General features: G+C 68.3%; 20 protein-coding genes, 1 other RNA gene, 1 pseudogene and 1 riboswitch. Of the genes and pseudogenes, 12 read left to right on the forward strand and 10 right to left on the reverse strand.

Translation table 11 applies throughout. The annotated features are described in order from the left end of the window. Nucleotides 1-35: 35 nt before the first annotated feature. The 4 genes from J8I34_RS00720 to J8I34_RS00735 all read left to right on the forward strand — a co-directional run bounded on the left by J8I34_RS00720 (nucleotide 36) and on the right by J8I34_RS00735 (nucleotide 5,227). On the forward strand, nucleotides 36-1,571 hold the full coding sequence (locus J8I34_RS00720; protein ID WP_209805135.1) for a malonyl-CoA decarboxylase domain-containing protein: 1,536 nt from the start codon (nucleotides 36-38) through the stop codon (nucleotides 1,569-1,571). Between the two features lie 151 nt (nucleotides 1,572-1,722). Beyond that, the gene (locus tag J8I34_RS00725; protein WP_029046042.1) at nucleotides 1,723-2,736 is read left to right on the forward strand and encodes a Bug family tripartite tricarboxylate transporter substrate binding protein; all 1,014 of its coding nucleotides are present in this window, start codon (nucleotides 1,723-1,725) and stop codon (nucleotides 2,734-2,736) included. Nucleotides 2,737-2,780: 44 nt separating this feature from the next. Further along, nucleotides 2,781-3,563 (forward strand): enoyl-CoA hydratase/isomerase family protein, encoded by a 783-nt coding sequence (locus tag J8I34_RS00730; RefSeq protein ID WP_029046043.1) that lies wholly within the window; start codon nucleotides 2,781-2,783, stop codon nucleotides 3,561-3,563. 110 nt (nucleotides 3,564-3,673) lie between these two features. After that, entirely contained in the window at nucleotides 3,674-5,227 is a 1,554-nt protein-coding gene (locus J8I34_RS00735) for a malonate--CoA ligase (RefSeq protein WP_209805136.1), read from the forward strand. A 65-nt stretch (nucleotides 5,228-5,292) separates the two neighbouring features. Here the strand turns inward: J8I34_RS00735 and J8I34_RS00740 are convergent, their stop codons facing one another. After that, entirely contained in the window at nucleotides 5,293-5,991 is a 699-nt protein-coding gene (locus tag J8I34_RS00740; protein WP_209805137.1) for an SIMPL domain-containing protein, read from the reverse strand. Between the two features lie 89 nt (nucleotides 5,992-6,080). Between J8I34_RS00740 and J8I34_RS00745 the strand changes: the two are divergent. Continuing rightward, nucleotides 6,081-7,133: pseudogene (locus tag J8I34_RS00745) on the forward strand (RNA-guided endonuclease InsQ/TnpB family protein). Nucleotides 7,134-7,255: 122 nt separating this feature from the next. On the opposite strand, the gene J8I34_RS00750 reads toward J8I34_RS00745, so the two are convergent. The 5 genes from J8I34_RS00750 to J8I34_RS00770 all read right to left on the reverse strand — a co-directional run bounded on the left by J8I34_RS00750 (nucleotide 7,256) and on the right by J8I34_RS00770 (nucleotide 9,841). Next, entirely contained in the window at nucleotides 7,256-8,080 is an 825-nt protein-coding gene (locus J8I34_RS00750; RefSeq protein WP_209805138.1) for a sulfite exporter TauE/SafE family protein, read from the reverse strand. 11 nt (nucleotides 8,081-8,091) lie between these two features. Further along, the gene (locus tag J8I34_RS00755) at nucleotides 8,092-8,574 is read right to left on the reverse strand and encodes an EVE domain-containing protein (RefSeq protein WP_029046047.1); all 483 of its coding nucleotides are present in this window, start codon (nucleotides 8,572-8,574) and stop codon (nucleotides 8,092-8,094) included. A gap of 98 nt (nucleotides 8,575-8,672) precedes the next feature. Further along, nucleotides 8,673-8,890: non-coding RNA, 6S RNA (gene ssrS / locus J8I34_RS00760), on the reverse strand. Nucleotides 8,891-9,194: 304 nt separating this feature from the next. Then, on the reverse strand, nucleotides 9,195-9,527 hold the full coding sequence (locus J8I34_RS00765; RefSeq protein WP_029046048.1) for a cell division protein ZapA: 333 nt from the start codon (nucleotides 9,525-9,527) through the stop codon (nucleotides 9,195-9,197). Then, on the reverse strand, nucleotides 9,524-9,841 hold the full coding sequence (locus tag J8I34_RS00770) for an MreC domain-containing protein (protein ID WP_063240132.1): 318 nt from the start codon (nucleotides 9,839-9,841) through the stop codon (nucleotides 9,524-9,526). Before J8I34_RS00770 ends, J8I34_RS00765 begins: the two co-directional genes overlap by 4 nt. Before the next feature lie 188 nt (nucleotides 9,842-10,029). Next, nucleotides 10,030-10,348, forward strand: a riboswitch (cobalamin riboswitch). 74 nt (nucleotides 10,349-10,422) lie between these two features. Between J8I34_RS00770 and J8I34_RS00775 the strand changes: the two genes are divergently transcribed. From J8I34_RS00775 to J8I34_RS00805, 7 genes are read left to right on the forward strand one after another with little or no spacing between them, the layout of a single operon-like run. Further along, a complete protein-coding gene (locus J8I34_RS00775; protein ID WP_209769531.1) occupies nucleotides 10,423-12,330 on the forward strand; it encodes a TonB-dependent receptor domain-containing protein in 1,908 nt (635 codons plus the stop codon). Nucleotides 12,331-12,345: 15 nt separating this feature from the next. Continuing rightward, entirely contained in the window at nucleotides 12,346-13,365 is a 1,020-nt protein-coding gene (locus J8I34_RS00780) for a FecCD family ABC transporter permease (protein ID WP_209769533.1), read from the forward strand. Then, nucleotides 13,362-14,210, forward strand: coding sequence for an ABC transporter ATP-binding protein (locus J8I34_RS00785; protein ID WP_209769536.1), 849 nt, complete (start codon nucleotides 13,362-13,364; stop codon nucleotides 14,208-14,210). The genes J8I34_RS00780 and J8I34_RS00785 overlap by 4 nt, the downstream gene beginning before the upstream one ends. Further along, a complete protein-coding gene (gene cobO / locus J8I34_RS00790; protein WP_029046053.1) occupies nucleotides 14,207-14,839 on the forward strand; it encodes a cob(I)yrinic acid a,c-diamide adenosyltransferase in 633 nt (210 codons plus the stop codon). Before J8I34_RS00785 ends, cobO begins: the two co-directional genes overlap by 4 nt. Nucleotides 14,840-14,880: 41 nt before the next feature. Next, complete coding sequence (gene cobT / locus J8I34_RS00795; RefSeq protein ID WP_209769538.1) at nucleotides 14,881-15,921, forward strand: nicotinate-nucleotide--dimethylbenzimidazole phosphoribosyltransferase; 1,041 nt, start codon at nucleotides 14,881-14,883, stop codon at nucleotides 15,919-15,921. Next, nucleotides 15,918-16,742: an adenosylcobinamide-GDP ribazoletransferase gene (locus J8I34_RS00800; RefSeq protein WP_245175697.1), complete on the forward strand. Its 825-nt coding sequence runs from the start codon at nucleotides 15,918-15,920 to the stop codon at nucleotides 16,740-16,742. The genes cobT and J8I34_RS00800 overlap by 4 nt, the downstream gene beginning before the upstream one ends. Continuing rightward, nucleotides 16,727-17,308 (forward strand): histidine phosphatase family protein, encoded by a 582-nt coding sequence (locus tag J8I34_RS00805; RefSeq protein WP_209805139.1) that lies wholly within the window; start codon nucleotides 16,727-16,729, stop codon nucleotides 17,306-17,308. Before J8I34_RS00800 ends, J8I34_RS00805 begins: the two co-directional genes overlap by 16 nt. On the opposite strand, the gene J8I34_RS00810 is transcribed toward J8I34_RS00805, so the two are convergent. Genes J8I34_RS00810 through cobU form a run of 4 tightly spaced genes read right to left on the reverse strand, consistent with a single transcriptional unit; the run spans nucleotide 17,309 to nucleotide 20,899 of the window. Next, the gene (locus J8I34_RS00810) at nucleotides 17,309-18,202 is read right to left on the reverse strand and encodes a cobalamin-binding protein (RefSeq protein WP_209769820.1); all 894 of its coding nucleotides are present in this window, start codon (nucleotides 18,200-18,202) and stop codon (nucleotides 17,309-17,311) included. It abuts the gene before it with no gap. 29 nt (nucleotides 18,203-18,231) lie between these two features. Further along, nucleotides 18,232-19,260: a threonine-phosphate decarboxylase CobD gene (cobD, locus tag J8I34_RS00815; RefSeq protein ID WP_209769542.1), complete on the reverse strand. Its 1,029-nt coding sequence runs from the start codon at nucleotides 19,258-19,260 to the stop codon at nucleotides 18,232-18,234. Beyond that, nucleotides 19,257-20,240 (reverse strand): adenosylcobinamide-phosphate synthase CbiB, encoded by a 984-nt coding sequence (gene cbiB / locus J8I34_RS00820; RefSeq protein ID WP_209769543.1) that lies wholly within the window; start codon nucleotides 20,238-20,240, stop codon nucleotides 19,257-19,259. Before cbiB ends, cobD begins: the two co-directional genes overlap by 4 nt. Continuing rightward, a complete protein-coding gene (gene cobU, locus J8I34_RS00825; protein WP_029046060.1) occupies nucleotides 20,234-20,899 on the reverse strand; it encodes a bifunctional adenosylcobinamide kinase/adenosylcobinamide-phosphate guanylyltransferase in 666 nt (221 codons plus the stop codon). Before cobU ends, cbiB begins: the two co-directional genes overlap by 7 nt. Nucleotides 20,900-20,948: the final 49 nt, after the last annotated feature.

Here is a 20,948-nt window from a genome sequence, read left to right on the forward strand (position 1 = left end):
TCTACGTTCCGATCGATGCACAAGGCAGGTACCGCATGAACTCCTTCGACACGGGTGACCAGAAAATCAGCGCGCCGCTGGGCGAGAGCGAGCCGGCCGGCAGTAATTTCCTGTCGCGGCTGGGCCGCTGGTGGGGCCGCAAAGGCGAAGCCGAGGCCGCGGCCAAGGCAGCCAACGACGTCGCGCATGCCGACGGCGAGGTGCCGCTGGCACCGCGCGTGGCGCGGCGCCAGCGCGAGCAGTTGCGGCTGTGCTTCGATGCCCGACTGACCGACGGTGCCGCCAATGCCGCCGCGCAGGCATGGCAGGCCGAGTACGAGGCAGCGGGCGAGGCCACCCGGCGTGCCATGCTGGAGTTGCTTGCCGAGGTGGCCAGCAGCAGCGGCGAAAAAGCCGCCGACGCCAAAGGCGAGGGCAAGGGCGACGCAAAGGGTGAAGGCAAAGGTGAAGCCAAGGGTGAAGGCAGAGGTGAAGCCAAGGGTGAGGCGAAGCCCGACGGCAAGGGCGGCCATTCCGGGCTGACCCATGCCCTGTCCAGCGCCCGCATCCGCTTCTTCAAGCGCCTGGCCGCGCTCCACGGCCAGCGCGGCAGCAGCGCGTGCGGGCTGCACTTCCTGATCCAGCTGCGCGCCGACATGCTGCGCTGGCAGCGGCGGGTGCCGGGGCTGCGCGTGCTCGACGACGACCTCGAGGCGCTGTTCTCCAACTGGTTCGACGTGGGCCTGCTGGAACTGCAGCCGATCACCTGGGACTCGCCCGCCTCGCTGCTGGAGAAGCTGATCCGCTACGAGGCCGTGCACGAGATCGCCTCGTGGACCGACCTGCGCAACCGGCTCGACTCAGACCGCCGCTGCTACGCCTTCTTCCATCCGCGCATCCCGCGCGAGCCGCTGATTTTCGTCGAGGTCGCGTTCGTTCCCGAGATGGCCGCCAATGTCCAGACATTGCTCGACGAGGCCGCGCCGCTGGAAGACCTGCGCCGCGTGAAGTGGGCCATCTTCTATTCGATCAGCAACACGCAGCCCGGCCTGCGTGGCGTCAGCTTTGGCAATTTCCTGCTCAAGCGCGTGATCGAGGAACTGCAGCGCGAATTCCCCAAGGTCAAGCAGTTCGCCACGCTGTCGCCGATTCCCGGGTTTGCCGACTGGCTGCGCAAGCAGGACGCGGATACAGTGTCGCGCGCGCTCGGCGACAAGCGCCTGGCGCGCTGGCGCGAGCGCCACGGCGAGGCGCCGGCGGACGGGTCGGGGTGGCTGGCGGCGCTGTCGGCCGACGCGCCCGCCGATGCCGAGCCGCTGACGCGCGATACCGCGATGGCGCTGGCCGCGCATTACCTGGTACGCGAGCGCCACCAGGCGCTGCCGGCGGATCCGGTGGCTCGCTTCCACCTGGGCAACGGCGCCTGCGTCGAGCGGCTCAACTGGGCCGCCGACCTGTCGCGAAAAGGCCGAAGCCAGAGCTGCGGCATGATGGTGAATTACCTTTACGTACCGGAGGCGCTGGATGACAATCTGGCACGTCTGGGTGCAGGCAACCCGCGCATCGGCCGTAGCGTCGGGAAGCTGCTGTGACCCTGGTCAGGTCACGGGGATCGCCCCCGCAGCCGCGGCGCCACGCGCGCCGCGTTTTCTTGCCGGGACCATGCAGTAGACCCATGCCGCGGCGCGTGCTCGCGGCAATCTAATCGACTTTCCGAAGAAAAGAGAGAGAGGAGACAGCAAGATGAATCGTCGTCAGTTCAGCCTGGCCGCGTGCGCGCGGGCAGCGGGCATGGCTCTGGGCGTGGCCGGCATCGGTGCCGCCACCCTGTTCGCGGCACCCGCGGCCCATGCCGATACCTGGCCGTCCAAGCCCGTCACGGTGATCGTGCCGTTCCCCGCCGGCGGCGGCACCGACGCTTTCGCGCGGCCGCTGACTGCGCAGCTGTCCAAGCAGTTGGGCAAGCAGTTCGTGATCGACAACCGCGGCGGCGCCGGCGGCACCGTTGGCGCCAGCCTGGCGTCCAAGGCCGTGCCGGATGGCTATACCGTGTTCATCGGCGGCGCGCACCATGCCATCGCCCCGTCGTTCTACAAGAAGCTCGACTACGACATCGAGAAGGATTTCATCCCGGTCACCGTGATCGCCCAGCCGCCGCAGGTGGTGGTGGTCAACCCCACCCGCGTGCAGGCCAACACGCTGCAGGAACTGATCGCCTACGCCAGCAAGAACCCGGGCAAGCTTAACTATGGATCGGCCGGCAACGGCTCGTCGCACCACCTGGCGGGCGAGCTGTTCAAGCTCCAGACCAAGACCTTTATCACGCATATCCCGTACAAGGGCGCCGGCCCGGCGCTGTCCGACCTGATCGCGGGCCAGGTCGACCTGATGTTCGACGGCCTGGGCTCGTCGGCGCAGCATATCCGCGCGGGCCGCATCAAGGCGCTGGCGGTGGCTTCCAGCAAGCGCTCGCCGGCCTTCCCCAATGTGCCGACCGCGGCCGAGGCCGGGGTGCCGAACTACGAGGTCTCGACCTGGTATGCGATGTGGGTGCCCAAGGGTACGCCCAAGGAGATCGTCGACCGCTTGTACGTCGAAACCGAAAAGGCGCTGAACACGCCGGAAATGAAGCAGATCTGGCTCAACAACGGCTCCGAGACGCCGGCCTTCACGCAGGAGCAGTTCGCGCAGTTCCAGCGTGCCGAGATCCGGCGCTGGGCGCAGGTGGTGCAGCAGTCCGGCGCCAAGATGGACTGAACGGAGCGCCAGGCCATGCTGATCCGATGCACCGGGGCGCCGCGATGAGCGGCACCGTCGTCTTTGCCACGCAGGGCGCCACGGCGACCGTGACGCTGTCGCATGCCGGCAAGCTCAATGCCATTTCCGCGCAGATGTGGCGCGAGCTGGCCGCGGGCTTCACCCGGCTGGCCGCCGATTCTGCGCTGCGCTGCGTGGTCGTGCGCGGCGCCGACGGCAACTTTGCCGCCGGCGCCGACATCGCCGAGTTTCCCGCCGAACGCGGTGACGAGGCTGCGGTGCGGCACTACCACATGGCTACCATCGCGCCGGCGCTGGCCGCGGTGGCGCAATGCCCGCACCCGACCGTGGCGATGATCGAGGGCGTATGCGTAGGCGGCGGCCTGGAGATCGCGTGCCATTGCGACCTCCGCATCGCCGCCTCGGACAGCCGCTTCGGGGTGCCGATCAACCGGCTCGGCTTTCCGATGGCGCCCGGGGAGCTGCAAGGCCTGCTAACGCTGGCCGGGCGCGCCGCCACGCTGGAGATCCTGCTGGAAGGCCGCGTCTTCGACGCCGCCGAGGCGCGTGCCAAGGGGCTGCTGACGCGCGTGGTCGAGCCGGGCGCGCTGGCCGCCGAAGTCGATGCCACGGTGCGCCGCATTACCGCCGGCGCACCCGCGGCGGCGCGTATCAACAAGTCCACCATCCACCGCCTGGCGCCGATGCCGGCGGCGCTGTCTCCGGCCGAACTCGACGCTCATTTCGCCTACGCGGAGGGCGCCGACCATGCCGAAGGCGTGGCCGCCTTCCTGGCGCGCCGGCCGCCGCAGTTCCGGGGAGAGTAGTCCGGCAAATCTGCCAGAATGCGGGATTGCCATGCCCGCACAGCCTGGCATCGGGGGCATTTGCCCCTGCCTGACCCGTACCGTTCCAAGTCTTTCGTTCGATCCACACCATGAACGCCAACCTGTTCGCCCTGTTCGAATCCCGCTTTCCCGCCGACCGCACCGCCTGCTGCATCGAGACCCATGACGGCCTGTACTACAGCTGGGATGACCTCGACCGCGCCACCGCCAAGCTGGCCAACCTGCTGGCCTCGCTGAACCTGCCCGAAGGCGCGCGCGTGGCCGTGCAGGTCGAAAAATCGCCCGAGGCGTTGTTCCTGTACCTGGCTACGCTGCGCGCGGGCTATGTCTACCTGCCGCTGAACACCGCCTACCAGGAGGCGGAGATCGACTACTTCGTCGGCAACGCCGAGCCGTCGGTGGTGGTGTGCAGCAGCAAGAATTTCGGCTGGGTCTCCAAGGTGGCGTTCCGCCACGGCGTCAACCACGTGTTCACGCTGGATGAAGATCGCAGCGGCTCGCTGCTGGCGCGCGCCGCCGGCAAGGACGACACCTTCGCCACGGTTGAACGCCAGGACGATGACCTCGCCGCAATCCTCTACACCTCGGGCACCACCGGTCGCAGCAAGGGCGCGATGCTGACACACCGCAACCTGGCGTCCAACGCGCAGACACTGCACGAATACTGGGGCTGGCGCAGCGACGACGTGCTGCTGCACATGCTGCCGATCTTCCACGTGCACGGCCTGTTCGTGGCCTCGCACGGCGCGCTGCTGGCCGGCGCCAAGATGATCTGGGCGCCCCGGCTCGACATGGCGCAGGTGCTGAAACTCCTGCCGCGCTCGACCGTGATGATGGGCGTGCCGACCTACTATGTGCGCATGCTGCAGGAGCCTCGCTTCGACGACGACACCTGCCGTCGCATGCGGCTGTTCGTGTCAGGCTCGGCGCCGCTGCTGCTGGAAACCTTCGATGCTTTCCGCGAACGCACCGGCCACACCATCCTGGAGCGCTACGGCATGAGCGAGACGGTGATGCTGGTGTCCAACCCGTATGACTCCGCGCTGGGCGAGCGCATCGGCGGCACCGTCGGCATGCCGCTGCCGGGTGTGTCGGTGCGCGTGGTCGATGGCGAGGGCAAGGCGTGCGCGCCGGGCGAGATCGGCAATGTCGAGGTCAAGGGCCCGAATGTGTTCAAGGGCTACTGGCGCATGCCGGAGAAGACCAAGGAAGAGTTCACCGACGATGGCTGGTTCAAGACCGGCGACGTCGGCCGCTTTGGCGGCGCCATCGTCAGCCAGGCGGGTGAGCGCCAGGTGCCGGACAGTTACCTGACCATCGTCGGCCGCAGCAAGGACCTGATCATCTCGGGCGGCTACAACGTCTACCCGAAGGAAATCGAAAGCTTTATCGACGAGATGCCGGGCGTGGCCGAGAGCGCGGTGATCGGCGTGCCGCACGCGGACTTCGGTGAGGCGGTGGTGGCGGTAGTGGTGAAGAAACCGGGCGCGCAGATCGATGAGTCGGAGCTGATCGGTACGCTGAAGGGACGCATCGCCAACTTCAAGGTGCCCAAGCGCGTGCACGTGGTGGACGAGCTGCCGCGCAATACGATGGGGAAGGTGCAGAAGAACGTGTTGCGGCAGCAGTTCGCGACGCTCTGACGTTCCAGGGTCTGCTGCCTCTCCCGCTTGCGGGAGAGGCAGCACGCAAGCGGTGCCCTGCCGGCTTACTTCAGCATCTGCACCGACCCGTTCACCGACACCGTCACCTGCGTCTTGCCGCCTTCCACCGGCACCGGCACCGTGGCATCGGCCATCATCGCCTTGGCTGCGCCATACATGCGCGGCATCGGCGGCACCACGCCGCTTTCGCTCACGTTGACTTCCCGGATGGTGTAGCTGTTGTAGCCAAATAGCTTGGTGGTCGACTGCGCCTTGTTGCGGAACGACGCCACCGCCTGTTCGGCCAGCTTGGCCTCGGCCGCTTCGCGCGCTTCACGCGACAGCGAGAAGGCGATGTTCTGCACCTGCATCTGGCTGGCCAGCTCGCCCGCCAGCTTCGACACCGCGGAGAAATCGCGCGACTTCAGGATGATCTCGGAACGCCCGCGCCACGTGCTGATGCGGCCATTGCGGTCGGTGCTGGGGTGGATGGTGAAGCCGCCCGATTCCGCGGTCACGCCCTGCGTGCGCTTGGCCTGTGCCAGCACCGCCTGGGTGCGCGTGGACAGCGCCGTCGAGATCGCCGCGGGCTCCGCGCCTTCCTGTTCGGCAGCGAGCGTCAGGTGCACGATGTCGGTCGGCACTTCGCTTACAGCCTGTGCCGACAGCGACATTACGCCGGACGGCGTCTCCGTCGGCCCGGCATGCGCCGAAGCGACGATGGCGGTGGTGCCCAGCAGGGTGGCGGCAAGCCAGTGTTTCATCAGATTTGCTCCGAGAAACCCCGCCATTCATGGCGGGGAGTGAAAGGAATGCCGCCGCCAGGCGGCATTCCAACGTTAGAATGAGCGGCATGATGCTCGTCTACCGCTACCGGGTGAAGTCGCTCAACGGCCTGCTCAACAAGCACAGCCGAGCGGTGAACTACGTCTGGAACTTCTGTAATGACACGCAGAAGCACGCACTCAAATGGGGCAAGAAGTGGCCAAGCGGGTTCGATCTGAACGTGCTGACCACCGGCAGCAGTAAGGAACTCGGTATCCATTCCGGCACGGTCAATGCGACGTGCGAGCAGTAAGCGAAATCGCGCAGCCAGCATCGCCGTCCTTATCTGCGATACCGCGGCAGGAAGTGCCTTGGATGGGTGCCCTTGAAGGGCCGCGATCTGAAACGGGAGGGCGAGGCGTTTCGCTTTGCCGGGCATACCTTCCGCGTGTTCAACAGCCGCCCGTTGCCCGCAGGCAAGATTAAGGACGGCACAAACTTTGCCCAGGATTCGCGCGGGAACTGGTTTCTCAACATCGTGATCGAAGTCGCTGATGTGCCGGCACGCCCGATTCAAACTGGCGTCGGCATCGACCTTGGGTTGAAGGACTTCGCGACGCTCTCGACCGGCGAGAAGCTTCCCAATGACCGGTTTGGCCGGCATGCCGCCGAACGATTGGCGAAGGCGCAGCGGGCGCGAAAGCACAAGCGGCATATCGCCAAGCTGCATGCCAAAGTGGCGAATGCCCGCGCCGACTTCCAGCACAAGCTCGCGCTCGATCTCGTCCGGCGCTTTGATTACATCGCAGTCGGCAACGTGTCGGCTGTGAAACTCGCCAAGACCTGGATGGCGAAAAGCGTCTACGACGCATCCTGGTCGTCCTTCCGGGACAAGCTCCGCTACAAAGCGATTGCGCACGGGGCGACGTTTGAGGAAGTGAACGAAAGCGGTTCTACCCAGTCCTGTTCGGCGTGCGGTTCGAAAGACAGTACGACGCGGCCGAAAGGTATCGCGGGACTGCGAATAGGAGAGTGGATCTGTAGTAGCTGTGGTGCCGTGCATGACCGTGATACCAATGCTGCGCTGAACATTCTCCGATGCGGACGTGCATCGCCAGGTGTGGGAATCCCCTGTCTCTAGACTGTCTTTAGGTAGGGGAGGACGTCAACTTGTTCTCCCGAAAAAACGTAGTGGCTGTCAGACGGAACCAGCGCATGAAACGTTCCGCGAGATTGCAAACGAATGTTGCAGGCCCCGTGCCGTCAGAACGCCTGCCAGGCCTTCCACAGCATGTAGGACGCCAGGCTTAGCAGCAGCACTGCAAAGGCCTTGCGCAGCTGCCCGACATCCATCCGGTGCGCGGTGCGCGCCCCCAGCGGCGCGGTCAGCATGCTGGCCGCAACAATGACGAGCAGCGCCGGCAGGTAGATGTAGCCGATCGATCCCGACGGCAGTCCCGGCATCTGCCAGCCGCTCCAGACATAGCCCGCCACGCTGGCGGCGGCGATCGGGAAGCCCAGAGCCGCCGACGTCGCCACCGCGCTGTGGATCGGCACGTTGCACCAGGTCATGAACGGTACCGAGACAAAGGCGCCGCCCGCGCCGACCAGGCTCGACAGGAATCCGATCACGCCGCCTGTGCCCAGCATGCCCGCCGCGCCCGGCAGTTGCCGGCTCGGAACGGGGCGGCGGCTGCGCAGCATCTGCAGCGCGGAAAACCCGACAAACACGGCAAAGGCAAGCGACAGCCAGCTGGTCTTGAGTGCGGCAAAGACCTTGCCGCCCCCGACCATGCCGCCGAGCACGATGCCGGGTGCCAGCGCCAGCACCACGGGCCAGCGCACCGCGCCACGCTGGTGGTGCGCGCGCACCGACGACAGCGACGTAAACAGGATGGTGCCCATCGAGGTGGCGATCGCCATATGGACGATGGCTTCCGTGGGAAAGCCCAGCGCGGTGAACAGCAGCGTCAGGAACGGCACCATCATCATGCCGCCGCCGACGCCGAGCAGCCCGGCGCAGAAGCCGGTAAAGGCGCCGAGGGCCAGCAGCGCAGGGATCAGCACCGGCAGGGTAGCAAGCTGCATAGGAGCCGGCCTCAGCGCATCAGCTTGCCGGTGATGAAGCGCCATTCCGCCGGCGTGACCGGCGTGATCGAGAGCCGGTTGCCACGGCGCAGCACCACCATGTCGGCCAGTTCCTCATGCTCGCGCAGCGCGGGCAGCGGAATCAGCGTGCTCTTGCGTTCGTAGCGGACATCGACCAGCAGCCAGCGCGGCGCATCGGGCTTCGACGCGGCGTCGTAGTAGGGGCTGCTGGAATCGAACTGGGTCGGGTCGGGGTAGGGCGTGGAGCAGACCTCGGCCAGGCCGGCAATGCCGGGCTCGGGGCACGACGAGTGATAGAACAGCACGCCATCGCCGATCTGCATGGCGTCGCGCATGAAATTGCGCGCCTGGTAGTTGCGCACGCCGGTCCACGGCAGCGTTCCCTCGCGGGCGAGGTCGTCGATGCTGGCCTCATCCGGTTCCGATTTCATCAGCCAGTACTGGCGGGCGCGTTTGTTCTGGTTCGGGCTCACGGCGCGGTTCGTGGATGAAGGGGTCGGGGCGCGCGGGCATGGCCACGCGCGCGCGCAAAGAAAAAAGGCGATGGTTCAGAAAACCACCGCCTTTTTAAGGGGTCCCCGCCTCGGCCGCTGGGTCGGCATCCTGAACCCAAGTGAGGTTCAGAGTGGCTGCGGAAGTCGCATTTCGGGTACATCATCCACTCAGGGAGTCCAAGCCAGGCCCGGACTATGAATGCGACGACGCGCTCGCCCACGCGACATGATCCCGCACCATGCAATGCATATCGGTTCAAGGAGTTTATGACCCTCACGAACCAGGCAGGGAAACTGTCAAACGTCTGACGCTACAACCGCTTCGACCGGTCGGGTAGGTGACCTGCCTGCGGGATGTCAGACGTTTGCCGTTTCTAACTAGGATGGGATGAAAACGGCGGCCGGGCGCGATAACCTGGCCAGTTAGCTGCACTTCTGTGGTGCCTCGTGCAGTCTGGCTACACTATACACCGCGCTGCAGGCCTTACCAAGTCCACACGCGCGTATCGTTACATTTTGCGCGACAGCGCGGCATCCGCTGCACATCCCTCCATTTTCACGGTATATGGGGCTGACAGGGCGGGCCTCAAGCGGTCCGCTCAGCCCCTCGTGCCGGTGCCCACGTGCGCGTATTGCCGCAACGCTTCGTCGGCGCGTTCGTTCAGCTCGCGGATGCGTGCGTGGATGGCCTCGACCGGGATCGTGCCCTCGGCCTGTTGCTTGCGCTGCAGAGCCAGCAGATCGGATGCGATCGAAATGGCGGCCATCACGGCCACGCGCTCGACGCCCTTGGCGGCGATGCCGTTGCGCAGCTTGTTCATCTGCGTGTCGACCAGTGCCACGGCCTCGAGCAGCGCAGCCTCGTTCTCGGGCGCGATGGCAAAGCGGTACGGCTGGCCGGCAATGTTGACTTCGACTTGCTTGTTGCTCATGCGTGTTCTCCGGAGGCCTTGTGCGGCTCTGCGCCTGCCGCGGCGCCCTCGCCCAGCAGGTCGAGCTGGCGCGTGTCGCTGGCCGTCGGCAGCTTGTCAAGGATGGACTGGATGCGCAGCTGCGCTTCCTCGATCTTGATGTTGAGCAACTCGCGGTCGGCTGCCATGGCCTCGCGCTCGCTGCGCAATTGCGCGGCTTCACCCTCTAGCCGGGCGATCTCGTCGCGCAGCCGCTGGTTTTCCGCCGCCAGGGTGTCCGCATGGTGCAGCACGCGCCCGATCTTCGCGGCCAGTTGTTCGAGTTCGTTGAGCATAGGGCCTGTCATGATGGGATAAAAGTCAGGTAACGCGATTCTAGCCGATGCGCCGGCGCGCACAATGCGAAGGAAAGCGTTTCTGACCGGGCACCTGCATGGAAGTTGCAGCCTTCTGCACCCAAAACCCTGCCAGAGTTGTGACAAATCACTACGGGCGCCGCGTTGACGCGGGTTGCGAAACTCCCTACACTCGCGCACGTTCCAGGTGCTCGCCCTTTTCGTCCGTGGCGAAAGGGCAGTTCAACGGGAAACAGGGAGCCTTGCCAGCCGCGCGCCGGAAGGGCCAACCTGTGCTGCCCCCGCAACGGTAAGCGACCGCGTGCGCATCCGCCAGCGCCAGCCACTTCCGCAGCCAGCCTGCCGGAAGGGCCGCTGGCAACGACCGGGATCCGATCCCGGCCACATGTCCACGCAGGACCGGCCACACGCCACTGAACCTCAGGTTCGGGAAGGCGCCGGTTCCGAGTCGCCAGCCCGGATACCGGCCTGAACGCGGGCTGCCGCCCGTGCGCGGCACGCCTCATCGCCATATGGTCCGCGGGGGAACGGGCCCGGCCGTTCCTACCTAGTCCTGCATCATGCGTTCATCGCTCCACAGGTCGACCCGCCCGGCAGCCCCGGCGGTGCGTCCGCTCGTGCCCGCAACCTCGTCTGCGATTGCGGCAGCCATTGCCTCGTTCACCCTGGTCCCGGCCACCTCGTTCGCGCAAGCCGCCGACAGCGGCACCGCCCAACAGCTGGCCCCGGTGGTGGTGACTTCCACCCGCACCGCGCAATCCATTACCGAGGCGCTGCCGCACACGACGGTGGTGACGCAGGAAGATATCGTCAATTCGCAAGCGCCGGACCTGCGCACGCTGCTGCGCAACCAGGCCGGCGTGGAATTCTCGGCCAATGGCGGCATGGGCAGCAACACCACGCTGTTCATGCGCGGCGCCAATTCCAACCAGACGCTGATCCTGATCGATGGCGTGCGCGTGTCGGCGGCCAGCAGCGGCACCGCGCAGCTGGCCAACATCCTGCCCGACCAGATCGACCGGATCGAGGTGGTGCGCGGCAACGTGTCGGCACTGTACGGCTCGGACGCGATCGGCGGCGTGGTGCAGATCTTTACCAAGAGCGGCGCGGGCCAGGCTCCGGCGGCCAATGCGTCGGTGGAGTACGGCAGCAACAACACGCGCCAGGGTACCGTTGGCTACGGCGGGCAGGTCGGCGATACCTCCTTCAACCTGACCGGTTCGGCGTTCAAGACCGACGGCTTCTCGTCGATCAATACGCAGCAGGCGCCGCGCGCCAACCCCAACGACAACCCGTACGAGAACCAGAGCGTGTCGGGCCAGGTGAAGCACCGCTTCACGCCCGACTGGGATGCGGGCTTCAGCGGCTACTATTCGAAGAGCAAGCTGTCGTTCGACAGCGCCTTCGGCCGCCCGACCGACGACAACCGCACCGACAGCAAGCTGTATGCGCTGTCGGCCTTCGTCAACGGCAAGGTCGGCGCCGACTGGACCACGCACTTCAAGCTGTCGCAGAGCGCGGACAACAGCGACACTTTCCTCAACGGGCGTCCCAACGGCACCTTCAATACCCGCAACCGCCAGTTCAACTGGCAGAACGAGTATGCGGTCGCCGCCAACCACACGCTGCTGTTCGGCACCGACTACCTGCAGCAGGAGCTGGTTTCGAGCGCCTACGGCGCGCCCACGCGCAACGTGTTCTCGGTGTTCGGCGGCTATGACGGGCGCATCGGCAAGCACCAGCTGCAGCTCAACGCGCGCAATGACCACTATTCCGACTTCGGCAACCAAAGCAGTTTCTTCGCCGGCTACGGCTATAACGTGACCGATGCGTTCAAGCTGATCGCCAACGTCAGCAACGCCTTCCGCGCGCCGACCTTCAACGAGCTGTATTTCCCCAATTTCGGCCAGCCAAACCTGCAGCCCGAGCGCGCCAGGTCGGTCGAGGCGGGCGTGCAGTACACCACCGCCACGGCGGGGCTGCTGCGCGTGACGGCGTTCGAGACCCGTTACGACGACCTGATCGTGTCGGCGCTGCAGCCCAACGGCATGTTCCTGGCCGAGAACGTCAACAAGGCCAAGGTGCAGGGCATCGAGGCGTCGTGGCGCGCCACCGTTTACGGCACCGACCTCGGCGCCAGCGTGACCTTCCAGAATCCGGTCGACGAGCAGAACAACACCCAGCTGCTGCGCCGCGCCCGCCGCCATGCCGCGCTCGACGTGGGCCGCAACTTCGGCAACTGGCGCTTCGGCGGCGAATGGCTGGTATCGTCGTCGCGCATGGATGCCGGCTCGCGCCGCCTGGGCGGATACGGTATCGTCAACCTCAACGCTCGCTACAACATCGACAAGCAATGGTTCGTTGCCGCCCGCGTCGAAAACCTGTTCGACAAGGACTACCAGCTCGCCTACCCCTACAACACGCAGGGGCGCGCGGGCTTCATCACGCTGGGCTGGCGCCAGCGATGAGCGCACGGGCGCGCCATGTCTGAGTTCCGGCGCGCCGTGGCGTTGTGGCTGGCGCTCGCCCTGGCGTCGGTCGTAGTCTTCGCGGCCTCGCTCGCGCTGGGCAGCGTCTCGCTCGATGCGCGCGAACTGTGGCAGGCGCTCAGCGGTGCCGATACGGGCACCGACAGCGGCACCGCCAGTGCCATCGTGCGCGAACTGCGCCTGCCGCGCGCGGCCGCGGCCTTTGCCTGCGGCGGGCTGCTGGCGCTGTCCGGCGCGCTGATGCAGGTGCTGCTGCGCAACCCGCTGGCCGAGCCTTACGTGCTGGGCGTCTCCGGCGGCGCGTCGGTCGGCGCCTTGCTGGCGATGCTGGTGCTGGCGCCGTGGTGGGGTGTGCAGACGGCCGCCGCGGTCGGCGCGCTGTGCTCGATGCTGCTGGTGGCAACGCTGGCGCGGCGCGACCTGCTGCACCCGCAGGTGCAGGGCGGCCATCGCGAAGCCGGCGCACGCTTGCTGCTGACAGGCGTGATCCTTGCCGCCGGCTGGGGCGCGGTGATCACGCTGATCCTTGCCGTGGCGCCGGAATCGCGGCTGCGCGGCATGCTGTTCTGGCTGACCGGCGACCTGGGCGGCACCGCCAGCTATGGCGGCGCGCTTGCCACGATGGTCGTCGCGCTGCTGCTCGCCATGCCGATGGCGCGCGCGCTCAACGTGATGCTGCTGGGCGAGACCGTGGCCCAGTCGCTGGGCGTGCGCGTGGGCCGGGTGCGGCTGCTGACCTTTCTGCTGGCCTCGGTGTGCATCGCGGTGGCCATCACTACCGCCGGTTCGATCGGCTTCGTCGGCCTGGTCGTGCCGCACCTGGTGCGGCTGGCGTGGGGCAACGACCAGCGCATGCTGCTGCCGGCAGCAGTGCTGCTGGGCGGTGCGCTGCTGATGGCGGCCGACCTGATCGCGCGCACCGTGATCGCCCCGGCACAGCTGCCGGTGGGCGTGATCACCGCGCTGCTGGGCGTGCCGACTTTCCTGTATCTGCTGTTGCGGAGGCCGCGATGAGCGCGAACGCCGATTGGTCGCAGCCGCTCGCGGCCTGCCCCGTGCTGGCGCTGCGCGAGGTGCGGCTGCGCACCGGCCAGCGCGTGCTGGTCGAGCACCTGACGCTGGACATCGGCCCCGGCCAGCTGTGGTGCATCGCCGGGCCCAACGGCGCCGGCAAGTCCACGCTGATGACCGCGATGGCGGGGCTGCGCCACGTGGATGGCGGCGCTGTCGAGATCGACGGCAGGCCTGCCGTGCAGGTGGCGCCGTCGGCGCTGGCGCGACAGCGTGCCTACCTGCCGCAGGCAGTGCACGATACGTTCTCCATGTCGGTGCTCGATGCGGTGCGCGTAGGCCGCCACCCGCACCTGTCCGGCTGGGGCTGGACCGGCAGCGAGGACGACCGCGTCGTGCGCGACACGATCCGCGCCATGGATATCGAGGCACTGGCGGCCCGCGACGTGCTGACGCTGTCCGGCGGCGAGCGGCAGCGCGCATCGCTGGCCGCCGCGCTGGCGCAACAGGCGCCGCTGCTGCTGCTCGACGAGCCGGTCTCGCACCTAGACCTGCGCCACCAGATCCTGGTGCTGGAGCGGCTTGCCGCGCTGGCCCACGCCGGTCGCCACGCCATCGTGGTGATCCTGCACGACCTGACGCTGGCGCTGCGCTACGCCACGCACGCCTTGCTGATGGCTGAGGACGGCACCGCGCTGCGCGGCCCGGCGGCACAGGTACTGACTCCCGAACATTGCTCCCGCGCGCTGCGCACCCGCATCGTCAGCGTCAGCGACGGCGTGCATACCGCACTGATTCCCGATGGCGCCCCGGCGCCGCGACTCTTTACGCAAGACCCGAACCCATGACCGATTCCCACAACCCCGCCACCGACGACCCGGAGCGCGACGCGCGCCACAAGGCGCGCATGGCGCGCAAGAAAGAAGTGATCGACGCCAAGATCGCCGCCGCGCAGGACGAGCGTGGCGTGATCGTCATCACCACCGGTAACGGCAAGGGCAAGTCCAGCTCCGGCTTCGGCATGGTGGTGCGCGCGCTCGGCCACGGCATGCGTGCCGGCGTGGTGCAGTTCATCAAGGGCGCACAGCCGACCGGCGAAGAGATGTTCCTGCGCCGCTTCCCCGACGAATGTGCATTCCACGTGATGGGCGAGGGCTATACCTGGGACACCCAGGACCGCGCGCGCGACGTGGCCAAGGCCGAAGCCGCGTGGGAAGTGGCGCGTGGCATGCTGCGCGACCCGGCCATCGGGCTGGTGCTGCTCGACGAACTCAACATCGCGCTCAAGCTGCACTATCTTGATGTGGACCAGGTCATCGCCGACCTGCGCGCGCGACCGCCGATGCAGCACGTGGTCATCACCGGACGCGGCGCGCCGCCGGCACTGGTCGAGGCGGCCGATACCGTCACCGACATGACGCCGGTCAAGCACGCCTTCCAGCAGGGCATCAAGGCGCAGCGCGGCGTGGAAATGTAGCCCCGGTAGCCCCCGATACAGACTTCCAGAACCACAGCACCATGCAGTTTCCCGAAATCACTCCCCTCGACAACACGCTGCGGCCCGCGCTGCAGGCCGCCATCGACGACAAGACCAAGCCGCTCGGCGCGCTCGGCCGACTCGAATCGCTGGCCCTGCAGCTTGGCCTGATCCTTGGCACGCAGCGGCCGGTGCTGCAGCGGCCGACGGTGATCGTCTTTGCCGCCGATCACGGCGTCGCCGACACGGGCGTCAGCGCCTATCCGGCCGAGGTCACCGCGCAGATGGTCCGGAATTTCCTCGCCGGCGGCGCGGCGATCAATGTGTTCTCGCGCCAGCACGGCATTGCGCTGGAAATCGTCGACGCCGGCGTGCGCGTGCCGCTGCCGGCGGCACCCGGGCTGGTCAACTGCCGCATCGCCGACGGCACCCGCAACTTCGCGCAGGAACCGGCAATGACGCCGGAACAGGCCGCGGCGGCGATGACCGCCGGCATGGCGCGCGTGCTGCGGCATGCCCAGCAAGGCTGCAATGTGATCGGCTTCGGCGAGATGGGCATTGCCAATACCTCCGCCGCCGCTTGCCTGATGCAGCGGCTGACCGGGCTGCCGCTGGCCGACTGCATCGGCCGCGGCACGGGGCTCGACGATGCGGGCCTTGCACGCAAGCGCGAGGTGCTGGAGGGCGCGCTCGCGCTGCACGCCGAGGCGCAGGCACCGCTCGATGTGCTGGCGACGTTCGGCGGCTTCGAGATCGCGATGATGGCAGGCGCCTTCCTCGCCGCCGCGGCCAGCCGCATGGTGATCCTGGTCGACGGCTTTATCGCCTCGGCCGCGCTGCTGGTGGCGCAGCGCATCGATCCCAACGTGCTGCAGTACTGCGTGTTCACGCATTGCTCGCACGAACGCGGCCACCGCGCGCTGCTGGACCACTTTGGCGCCGAGCCGCTGCTGGCGCTGGATCTGCGCCTGGGCGAGGGCACCGGCGCCGCGCTGGCGTGGCCGCTGCTGGCATCCTCTGTGGCGTTCCTCAACGAGATGGCGACCTTCAGCGGCGCCGGCGTCAGCACGGCCTCGGCATGAGCGTGCCGTCCGACCCCGCGCCCACGCCTGCCGGTCCCGGTGGCATGGGCGGTGAATTGCGCTACTTTTTTACTGCGCTGGGCTATTTCACGCGTGTGCCGCTGCCGGGCCGGCTGGCACGATGGGTCGGATTCGAGCCACATTACCTGCATGCCGCAGCGCGTTATTTCCCGCTGGTAGGCCTGCTGGTCGGCGGCGCCGGGGCGCTGGTCACGTGGGGCGCGCTGCAGTGGTGGCCGATCGGCGTGGCGGTGCTGCTGGGGATGGCGGCCACGCTGCTGCTGACCGGCGCTTTCCATGAGGACGGCCTGGCCGACTGCGTCGATGCCTTCGGCGGCGCATGGCAGCGCGAAGACGTGCTGCGCATCATGCACGACTCGCGCATCGGCGCGTTCGGTGCCATCGCGCTGGCGGTGGCGCTGCTGCTCAAGTGGCAACTGCTGGTGGCGATCGGCACGCAGGGCGGGCCGGCGATATTGCCGGCGGTGCTGGTGGGCGCGCACGCCGCCAGCCGCGCGATGGCGGTCAGCTACCTGGCCACGCTGCAGTACGTGCGTGCGGAAGGCAAGGCCAAGCCGGTGGCGCAGCGGCTCGCCGGCGCGGGGTTGGGGTTCGCGCTGCTGTGCGGGTTGGTGCCGCTGTGGCTGGTATCGCCGTCGTTCCTTGCGGCGGCCGTCGTGGCGCTGCTGGTGTTGCGCGTGCTGCTCGGCCGCTACTTCGTGCGCCGCATCGGTGGTTATACCGGCGACTGCCTCGGCATGGCCCAGCAGTGCGCGGAGATCCTGATCTACCTGGTGGCATCGGCATGGACCTGGTCCTGATCCGCCATGCGCAGCCGGAGGTGGCTGCGGGCACCTGCTACGGCTGCCTCGATCTGCCGCTGGTGTCGCCGCTGACGCCGGTTGCCGCGCAGATCGCGACGGGCCTGCCGGCGCCGGCGCGCATCGTCAGCAGCCCGCTGGCGCGCGCGCTCGGGACAGCGCAGGCGCTGGCACAGACCTTGCCGGCCGGCGTGCCGGCCATCGCCATCGAACCGCTGTTGCGCGAGCTGGGCTTCGGCAATTGGGAAGGTGTTGCGTGGGACGCGATCGACCGCGCTGCGCTGGACCAGTGGGCCGCCGACCTGCTGCATGCGCGCCCGCATGGCGGCGAGTCGCCGGCGCAGGCGATGGCGCGCGTTGCCGGCTGGGCCGATGCGCTCGACGTGCGGGACGATCGCTGCCTGTGGGTGGTCGGCCATGCCGGGCCGATGCGCATGCTCGCCGCGCACTGGCTTGGCGTGCCGCTGTCGGTGACGGTCAACTGGGCACTGGGCTTCGGCGCGAGCTGCCGCTTCCGGCTGGGCCCGGATGGAGCGCGGCTCGAATGGTGGAACCGCGGCGGCTGATCAGCGTGCCGGGCGCCGGCTGCGTGCCACGTCGAGGTCCTTGCAGATCTGCTCGATGCCTTGCACCACGCGCGGGCCGGCGCGGTTGACCAGGTCGCCGTCGATCACGAACAGGTTGTTGCGCGCCACCGCGGTGATTTGCTTCCAGCGCTGCCACATCGCATAGTCGGGCAGCGGCTGGTCCGAGCGCGTGGCGCCCATGCCCGCGGTCAGCATGGCTTCCGGATTGCCCGCCACCACCGCCTCGACCGACACCGTCGGCACCAGCGGCGTCTCGGCCCCGAACAGGTTGCGCCCGCCGCACAGCGCCAGCATGTCGCTGACCAGGTGCTGGCCGTTGAGCGTCATCAGCGGCTGCTGCCAGACCTGGTAGAACACAGTCACCGGGGGCCGCGTGGCGTAGGTCTTGCGCAATGTCTCCACCTGCTGGCGGAAATTGTCGGCGGCGCGGCGCGCGGTTGTTTCCGTGCCTAGCAGCGTGCCCAGCTTCTCCAGGTTTTCCGGGATCGATGCCAGCTTGCGCGGCTCGCTGTAGAACAGCGGCAGGCCGAGCGCGCGCAGGCGGTCGGTCTGCTTCTGCGCGTTGCCATGGCGCCAGACCACGATCAGGTCCGGCTTGAGCGCGGCGATGCGCTCCAGGTCCAGCGCCTTGTTGTCGCCGACACGCGGGATGTCGCGCGCCTGCGGCGGGTAGTCGCTGTAGTGGACCGTGCCGACGATGCGGTCGCCGCCGCCGGCGGCAAAGATCATCTCGGTCACGTGCGGTGCCAGTGAGACCACGCGGCGCGCCGGCTGGGCCAGCGTAATGGTCTGGCCGGCATCGTCGACCACCGATACGGCCGCTTGCGCAGAGGGTGCGGCAAGCAGGGCGGTAGCGACCACCGTCATGGCCATGGCGGATTTCAGTGCGTGCATGGTGAGGGTCAGGCGATTACAGCAGCCAGGGCGGCCAGCGCGGCATCGAGCCGTTGCCAGCTTTCGGGCCGGTCAGGCGGCAGGCCCAGGCGCAGGCCTGGCAGGCAACCGCCGGCGGCTTCGAAGTATCGGGTCCAGATGCCATCGCGCGCCAGCGCTTCGTGCAGCGCCAGCGCCTCGGCATGCGGTACCCAGCAAAACAACGGGTGCACCACGGCGGTCAGTCCGTGGCGCGCCAGCAGCGTGCCGAGCCGCGCGCCGGACAGGCGCAGCTGCGCTCGGTTGGCTTCCTGCCACTGGCGGTCCGCCAGCGCATGGCGGGCGACGGCGCGCGCCGGCCCCGAGACGGTCCAGTGGCCCAGCCGCTCATGCAGCGCATCGAGCAACGGCTGGTGCGCCAGCACGAAGCCGCAGCGGATACCGGCAAGACCATAGAACTTGCCGATCGAGCGCAGCACCACCAGCCCTTCGGCGCCGCTGTGCGCGGCGACCGATGCCGCGGGCAGGCAATCGATAAAGGCTTCATCGACCAGCAGCGTGCCGCCGCGACCTGCCAGCGCGGCATGCCAGCGCAGCAACGTCGCCGGCGGCAGCAGCCGCGCGGTCGGGTTGTTGGGATTGACGACTACCAGATGGTCGAGCGCATCCGCAAGGTCCGCGCGGGTGAAGTCCGCTTCGTCCAGCGGCACCACCGTGTGCCCGGCCGCGGCGAAGGCCGGTGCGTACTCGCTGTAGCCGAGCGCGGCAATCCCGACGCGCCCCGGCCGCAGCAGGCCTGGCAGCGTGCGGATCGCGGCCTGCGAGCCGGCTACCGGCAACGCCTGCGGCGCGCCGAAGGCCTGCGCGGCCAGCTCTGCGAGCCCATCCCCGTCCTGCGGCAGCCGCTGCCACGCGGAAGCGGGCAGCGCCGGCACGGGATAGCCGTCGGGATGGATGCCGGTGGACAAGTCGAGCCAGTCGGCTTCGGCGCGGCCGTAGCGGTGCACCGCGGCCAGCAGGTTGCCGCCATGGCGGATCGGGGGGAGGGCAGGGCTCACGTCGATGCGGACATGGCAAGTACGGCCAGCGCGCTGGCGCCCGCAAGCGCCAGCCACAGCCACAAGGTGCGATGGACCAGCCGCAGGCACGCCAGCACGTGCCCCGCCTGGGGTGCGCTGCCCGCGCCCAGCGGCGGGCGTTGTTCCAGCTCGCCGTGATAGCGCGCCGGACCGCCAAGCAGCACGCCGACCGCGCCGGCGCCCGCCGCCATTACCGGGCCGGCATTGGGGCTGGACCATGCCGGCGCCTGCGTGCGCCAGCAGCGCAGCGCCTGCGCGGTGGCGCCCAGCAGCGCGTACGACAGCGCGGTCAGCCGCGCGGGGACGAGGTTGAGCGCATCGTCGATGCGCGCCGCCGCCCAGCCGAAATATCGCAGCCGCGGCGTGCGGTAGCCCCACATCGCATCGAGCGTATTGGCCAGCCGGAACACGATTACCGCCGGTGCGCCGCCGAGCAGGAACCAGAACAGCGCGCCGAAGATGGCATCGTTGCCGTTCTCCAGCGCCGATTCGCAGGCGGCGCACGCCAGCGCTTCGGCATCGGCATTGGCGGTATCGCGCGAGACGATGCGCGCGGTCAGCGTTCGCGCGGTGGGCAGGTCCGCGGCGGCAAGGGCGTTGGCGATCGGGGCGATATGCTGGTGCAGGCTGCGCGCGCCGAGCGCGGCGTACAGCGCGATGGCATGCAGCACCAGGGCCGCGAGCGGGTGCCAGCTTGCTGCCGCATCGACCAGCCACCATGCGAGCGCCGCCGGCGCCAGTACCAGTACGCACCAGCAGGCAAGGCCAGCCACGCGCTGCCGCCACGGCGCGCCGCGGCCTCCGGGATCGTTGCCACGTCGTTCGAGGGCCGAAGCGACGCGGCCAAAGCCCACCAGCGGGTGGAAGCGGCGCGGCTCGCCCAGCCACTGGTCAAGCAGAACGCCGGCCAGCGCCGCGGCCACGCACGCGGGCCAGGCCGGCCAGGCCTGCGTCAGCATGCGGGATCGGCGCCCTTGACCGGGACCGGGATGCCCGCCACCAGCAGCCGCACGCGGTCCGCGGCGGCAGCCAGCTTCTGGTTCAGGCGTCCCAGTTCATCGACGTAGAAGCGGGTGATCGCGCCCATCGGCACTACGCCGAAGCCGATCTCGTTGGAGACCAGGATCACGTGGCCGGGCAGCGTGGGCAGCGCGGTCAGCAGCGACTCGATTTCTTCGGTGAAGGCATCGGGTGGTGTGATTACCCCATGATCGGGATAGCTGCGGCCGTCGGGGAAGAGCAGGTTGTTCATCCACAGCGTCATGCAGTCCACCAGGATGCAGCCGTCGTGGCGCGCGTTGGCATAGAGCGCATCGGCCAGCCGCACCGGCTCTTCCACCAGGCGCCAGTCCGCGGGGCGGCGGGCGCGGTGCAGCGCGATGCGGACTTCGAGTTCCTGGTCGGCCAGCGCGGGATCCTGGCGCGCGGTGGCGATATACGTCACCGGCCCGCCGGTGATGCCGGCGTGGTCGCTTGCCAGCTGTTCGGCGTAGTGGCTCTTGCCGGAGCGCGCGCCGCCCAGCACCAGCGTCAGCTGCCGCGCGCCGGACGTGCCGGCCGCAAGCGGCTTCGCCGCGCTGGCGGTGGCGGATTCAGGGGCGATGGCCGGGGTTTCCATCCGCGTATTGTAGCCGCCGCATCCCACCCTCGCATCCCGCCCTCGCATG

Source organism: Cupriavidus phytohabitans (assembly GCF_017815025.1).
In the GTDB taxonomy this organism is placed as follows: domain Bacteria; phylum Pseudomonadota; class Gammaproteobacteria; order Burkholderiales; family Burkholderiaceae; genus Cupriavidus.

Excerpts from the sequence above, each read along its gene's own strand:
- J8I34_RS00720 (WP_209805135.1), top strand. The coding sequence starts at position 36 with ATGAACTCCTTCGACACGGGTGACCAGAAAATCAGCGCGCCGCTGGGC.
- J8I34_RS00725 (WP_029046042.1), top strand. The coding sequence starts at position 1,723 with ATGAATCGTCGTCAGTTCAGCCTGGCCGCGTGCGCGCGGGCAGCGGGC.
- J8I34_RS00730 (WP_029046043.1), top strand. The coding sequence starts at position 2,781 with ATGAGCGGCACCGTCGTCTTTGCCACGCAGGGCGCCACGGCGACCGTG.
- J8I34_RS00735 (WP_209805136.1), top strand. The coding sequence starts at position 3,674 with ATGAACGCCAACCTGTTCGCCCTGTTCGAATCCCGCTTTCCCGCCGAC.
- J8I34_RS00740 (WP_209805137.1), bottom strand. The coding sequence starts at position 5,991 with ATGAAACACTGGCTTGCCGCCACCCTGCTGGGCACCACCGCCATCGTC.
- J8I34_RS00750 (WP_209805138.1), bottom strand. The coding sequence starts at position 8,080 with ATGCAGCTTGCTACCCTGCCGGTGCTGATCCCTGCGCTGCTGGCCCTC.
- J8I34_RS00765 (WP_029046048.1), bottom strand. The coding sequence starts at position 9,527 with ATGAGCAACAAGCAAGTCGAAGTCAACATTGCCGGCCAGCCGTACCGC.
- J8I34_RS00770 (WP_063240132.1), bottom strand. The coding sequence starts at position 9,841 with ATGCTCAACGAACTCGAACAACTGGCCGCGAAGATCGGGCGCGTGCTG.
- J8I34_RS00775 (WP_209769531.1), top strand. The coding sequence starts at position 10,423 with ATGCGTTCATCGCTCCACAGGTCGACCCGCCCGGCAGCCCCGGCGGTG.
- J8I34_RS00780 (WP_209769533.1), top strand. The coding sequence starts at position 12,346 with ATGTCTGAGTTCCGGCGCGCCGTGGCGTTGTGGCTGGCGCTCGCCCTG.
- J8I34_RS00785 (WP_209769536.1), top strand. The coding sequence starts at position 13,362 with ATGAGCGCGAACGCCGATTGGTCGCAGCCGCTCGCGGCCTGCCCCGTG.
- cobO (WP_029046053.1), top strand. The coding sequence starts at position 14,207 with ATGACCGATTCCCACAACCCCGCCACCGACGACCCGGAGCGCGACGCG.
- cobT (WP_209769538.1), top strand. The coding sequence starts at position 14,881 with ATGCAGTTTCCCGAAATCACTCCCCTCGACAACACGCTGCGGCCCGCG.
- J8I34_RS00800 (WP_245175697.1), top strand. The coding sequence starts at position 15,918 with ATGAGCGTGCCGTCCGACCCCGCGCCCACGCCTGCCGGTCCCGGTGGC.
- J8I34_RS00805 (WP_209805139.1), top strand. The coding sequence starts at position 16,727 with ATGGACCTGGTCCTGATCCGCCATGCGCAGCCGGAGGTGGCTGCGGGC.
- J8I34_RS00810 (WP_209769820.1), bottom strand. The coding sequence starts at position 18,202 with ATGGCCATGACGGTGGTCGCTACCGCCCTGCTTGCCGCACCCTCTGCG.
- cbiB (WP_209769543.1), bottom strand. The coding sequence starts at position 20,240 with ATGCTGACGCAGGCCTGGCCGGCCTGGCCCGCGTGCGTGGCCGCGGCG.
- cobU (WP_029046060.1), bottom strand. The coding sequence starts at position 20,899 with ATGGAAACCCCGGCCATCGCCCCTGAATCCGCCACCGCCAGCGCGGCG.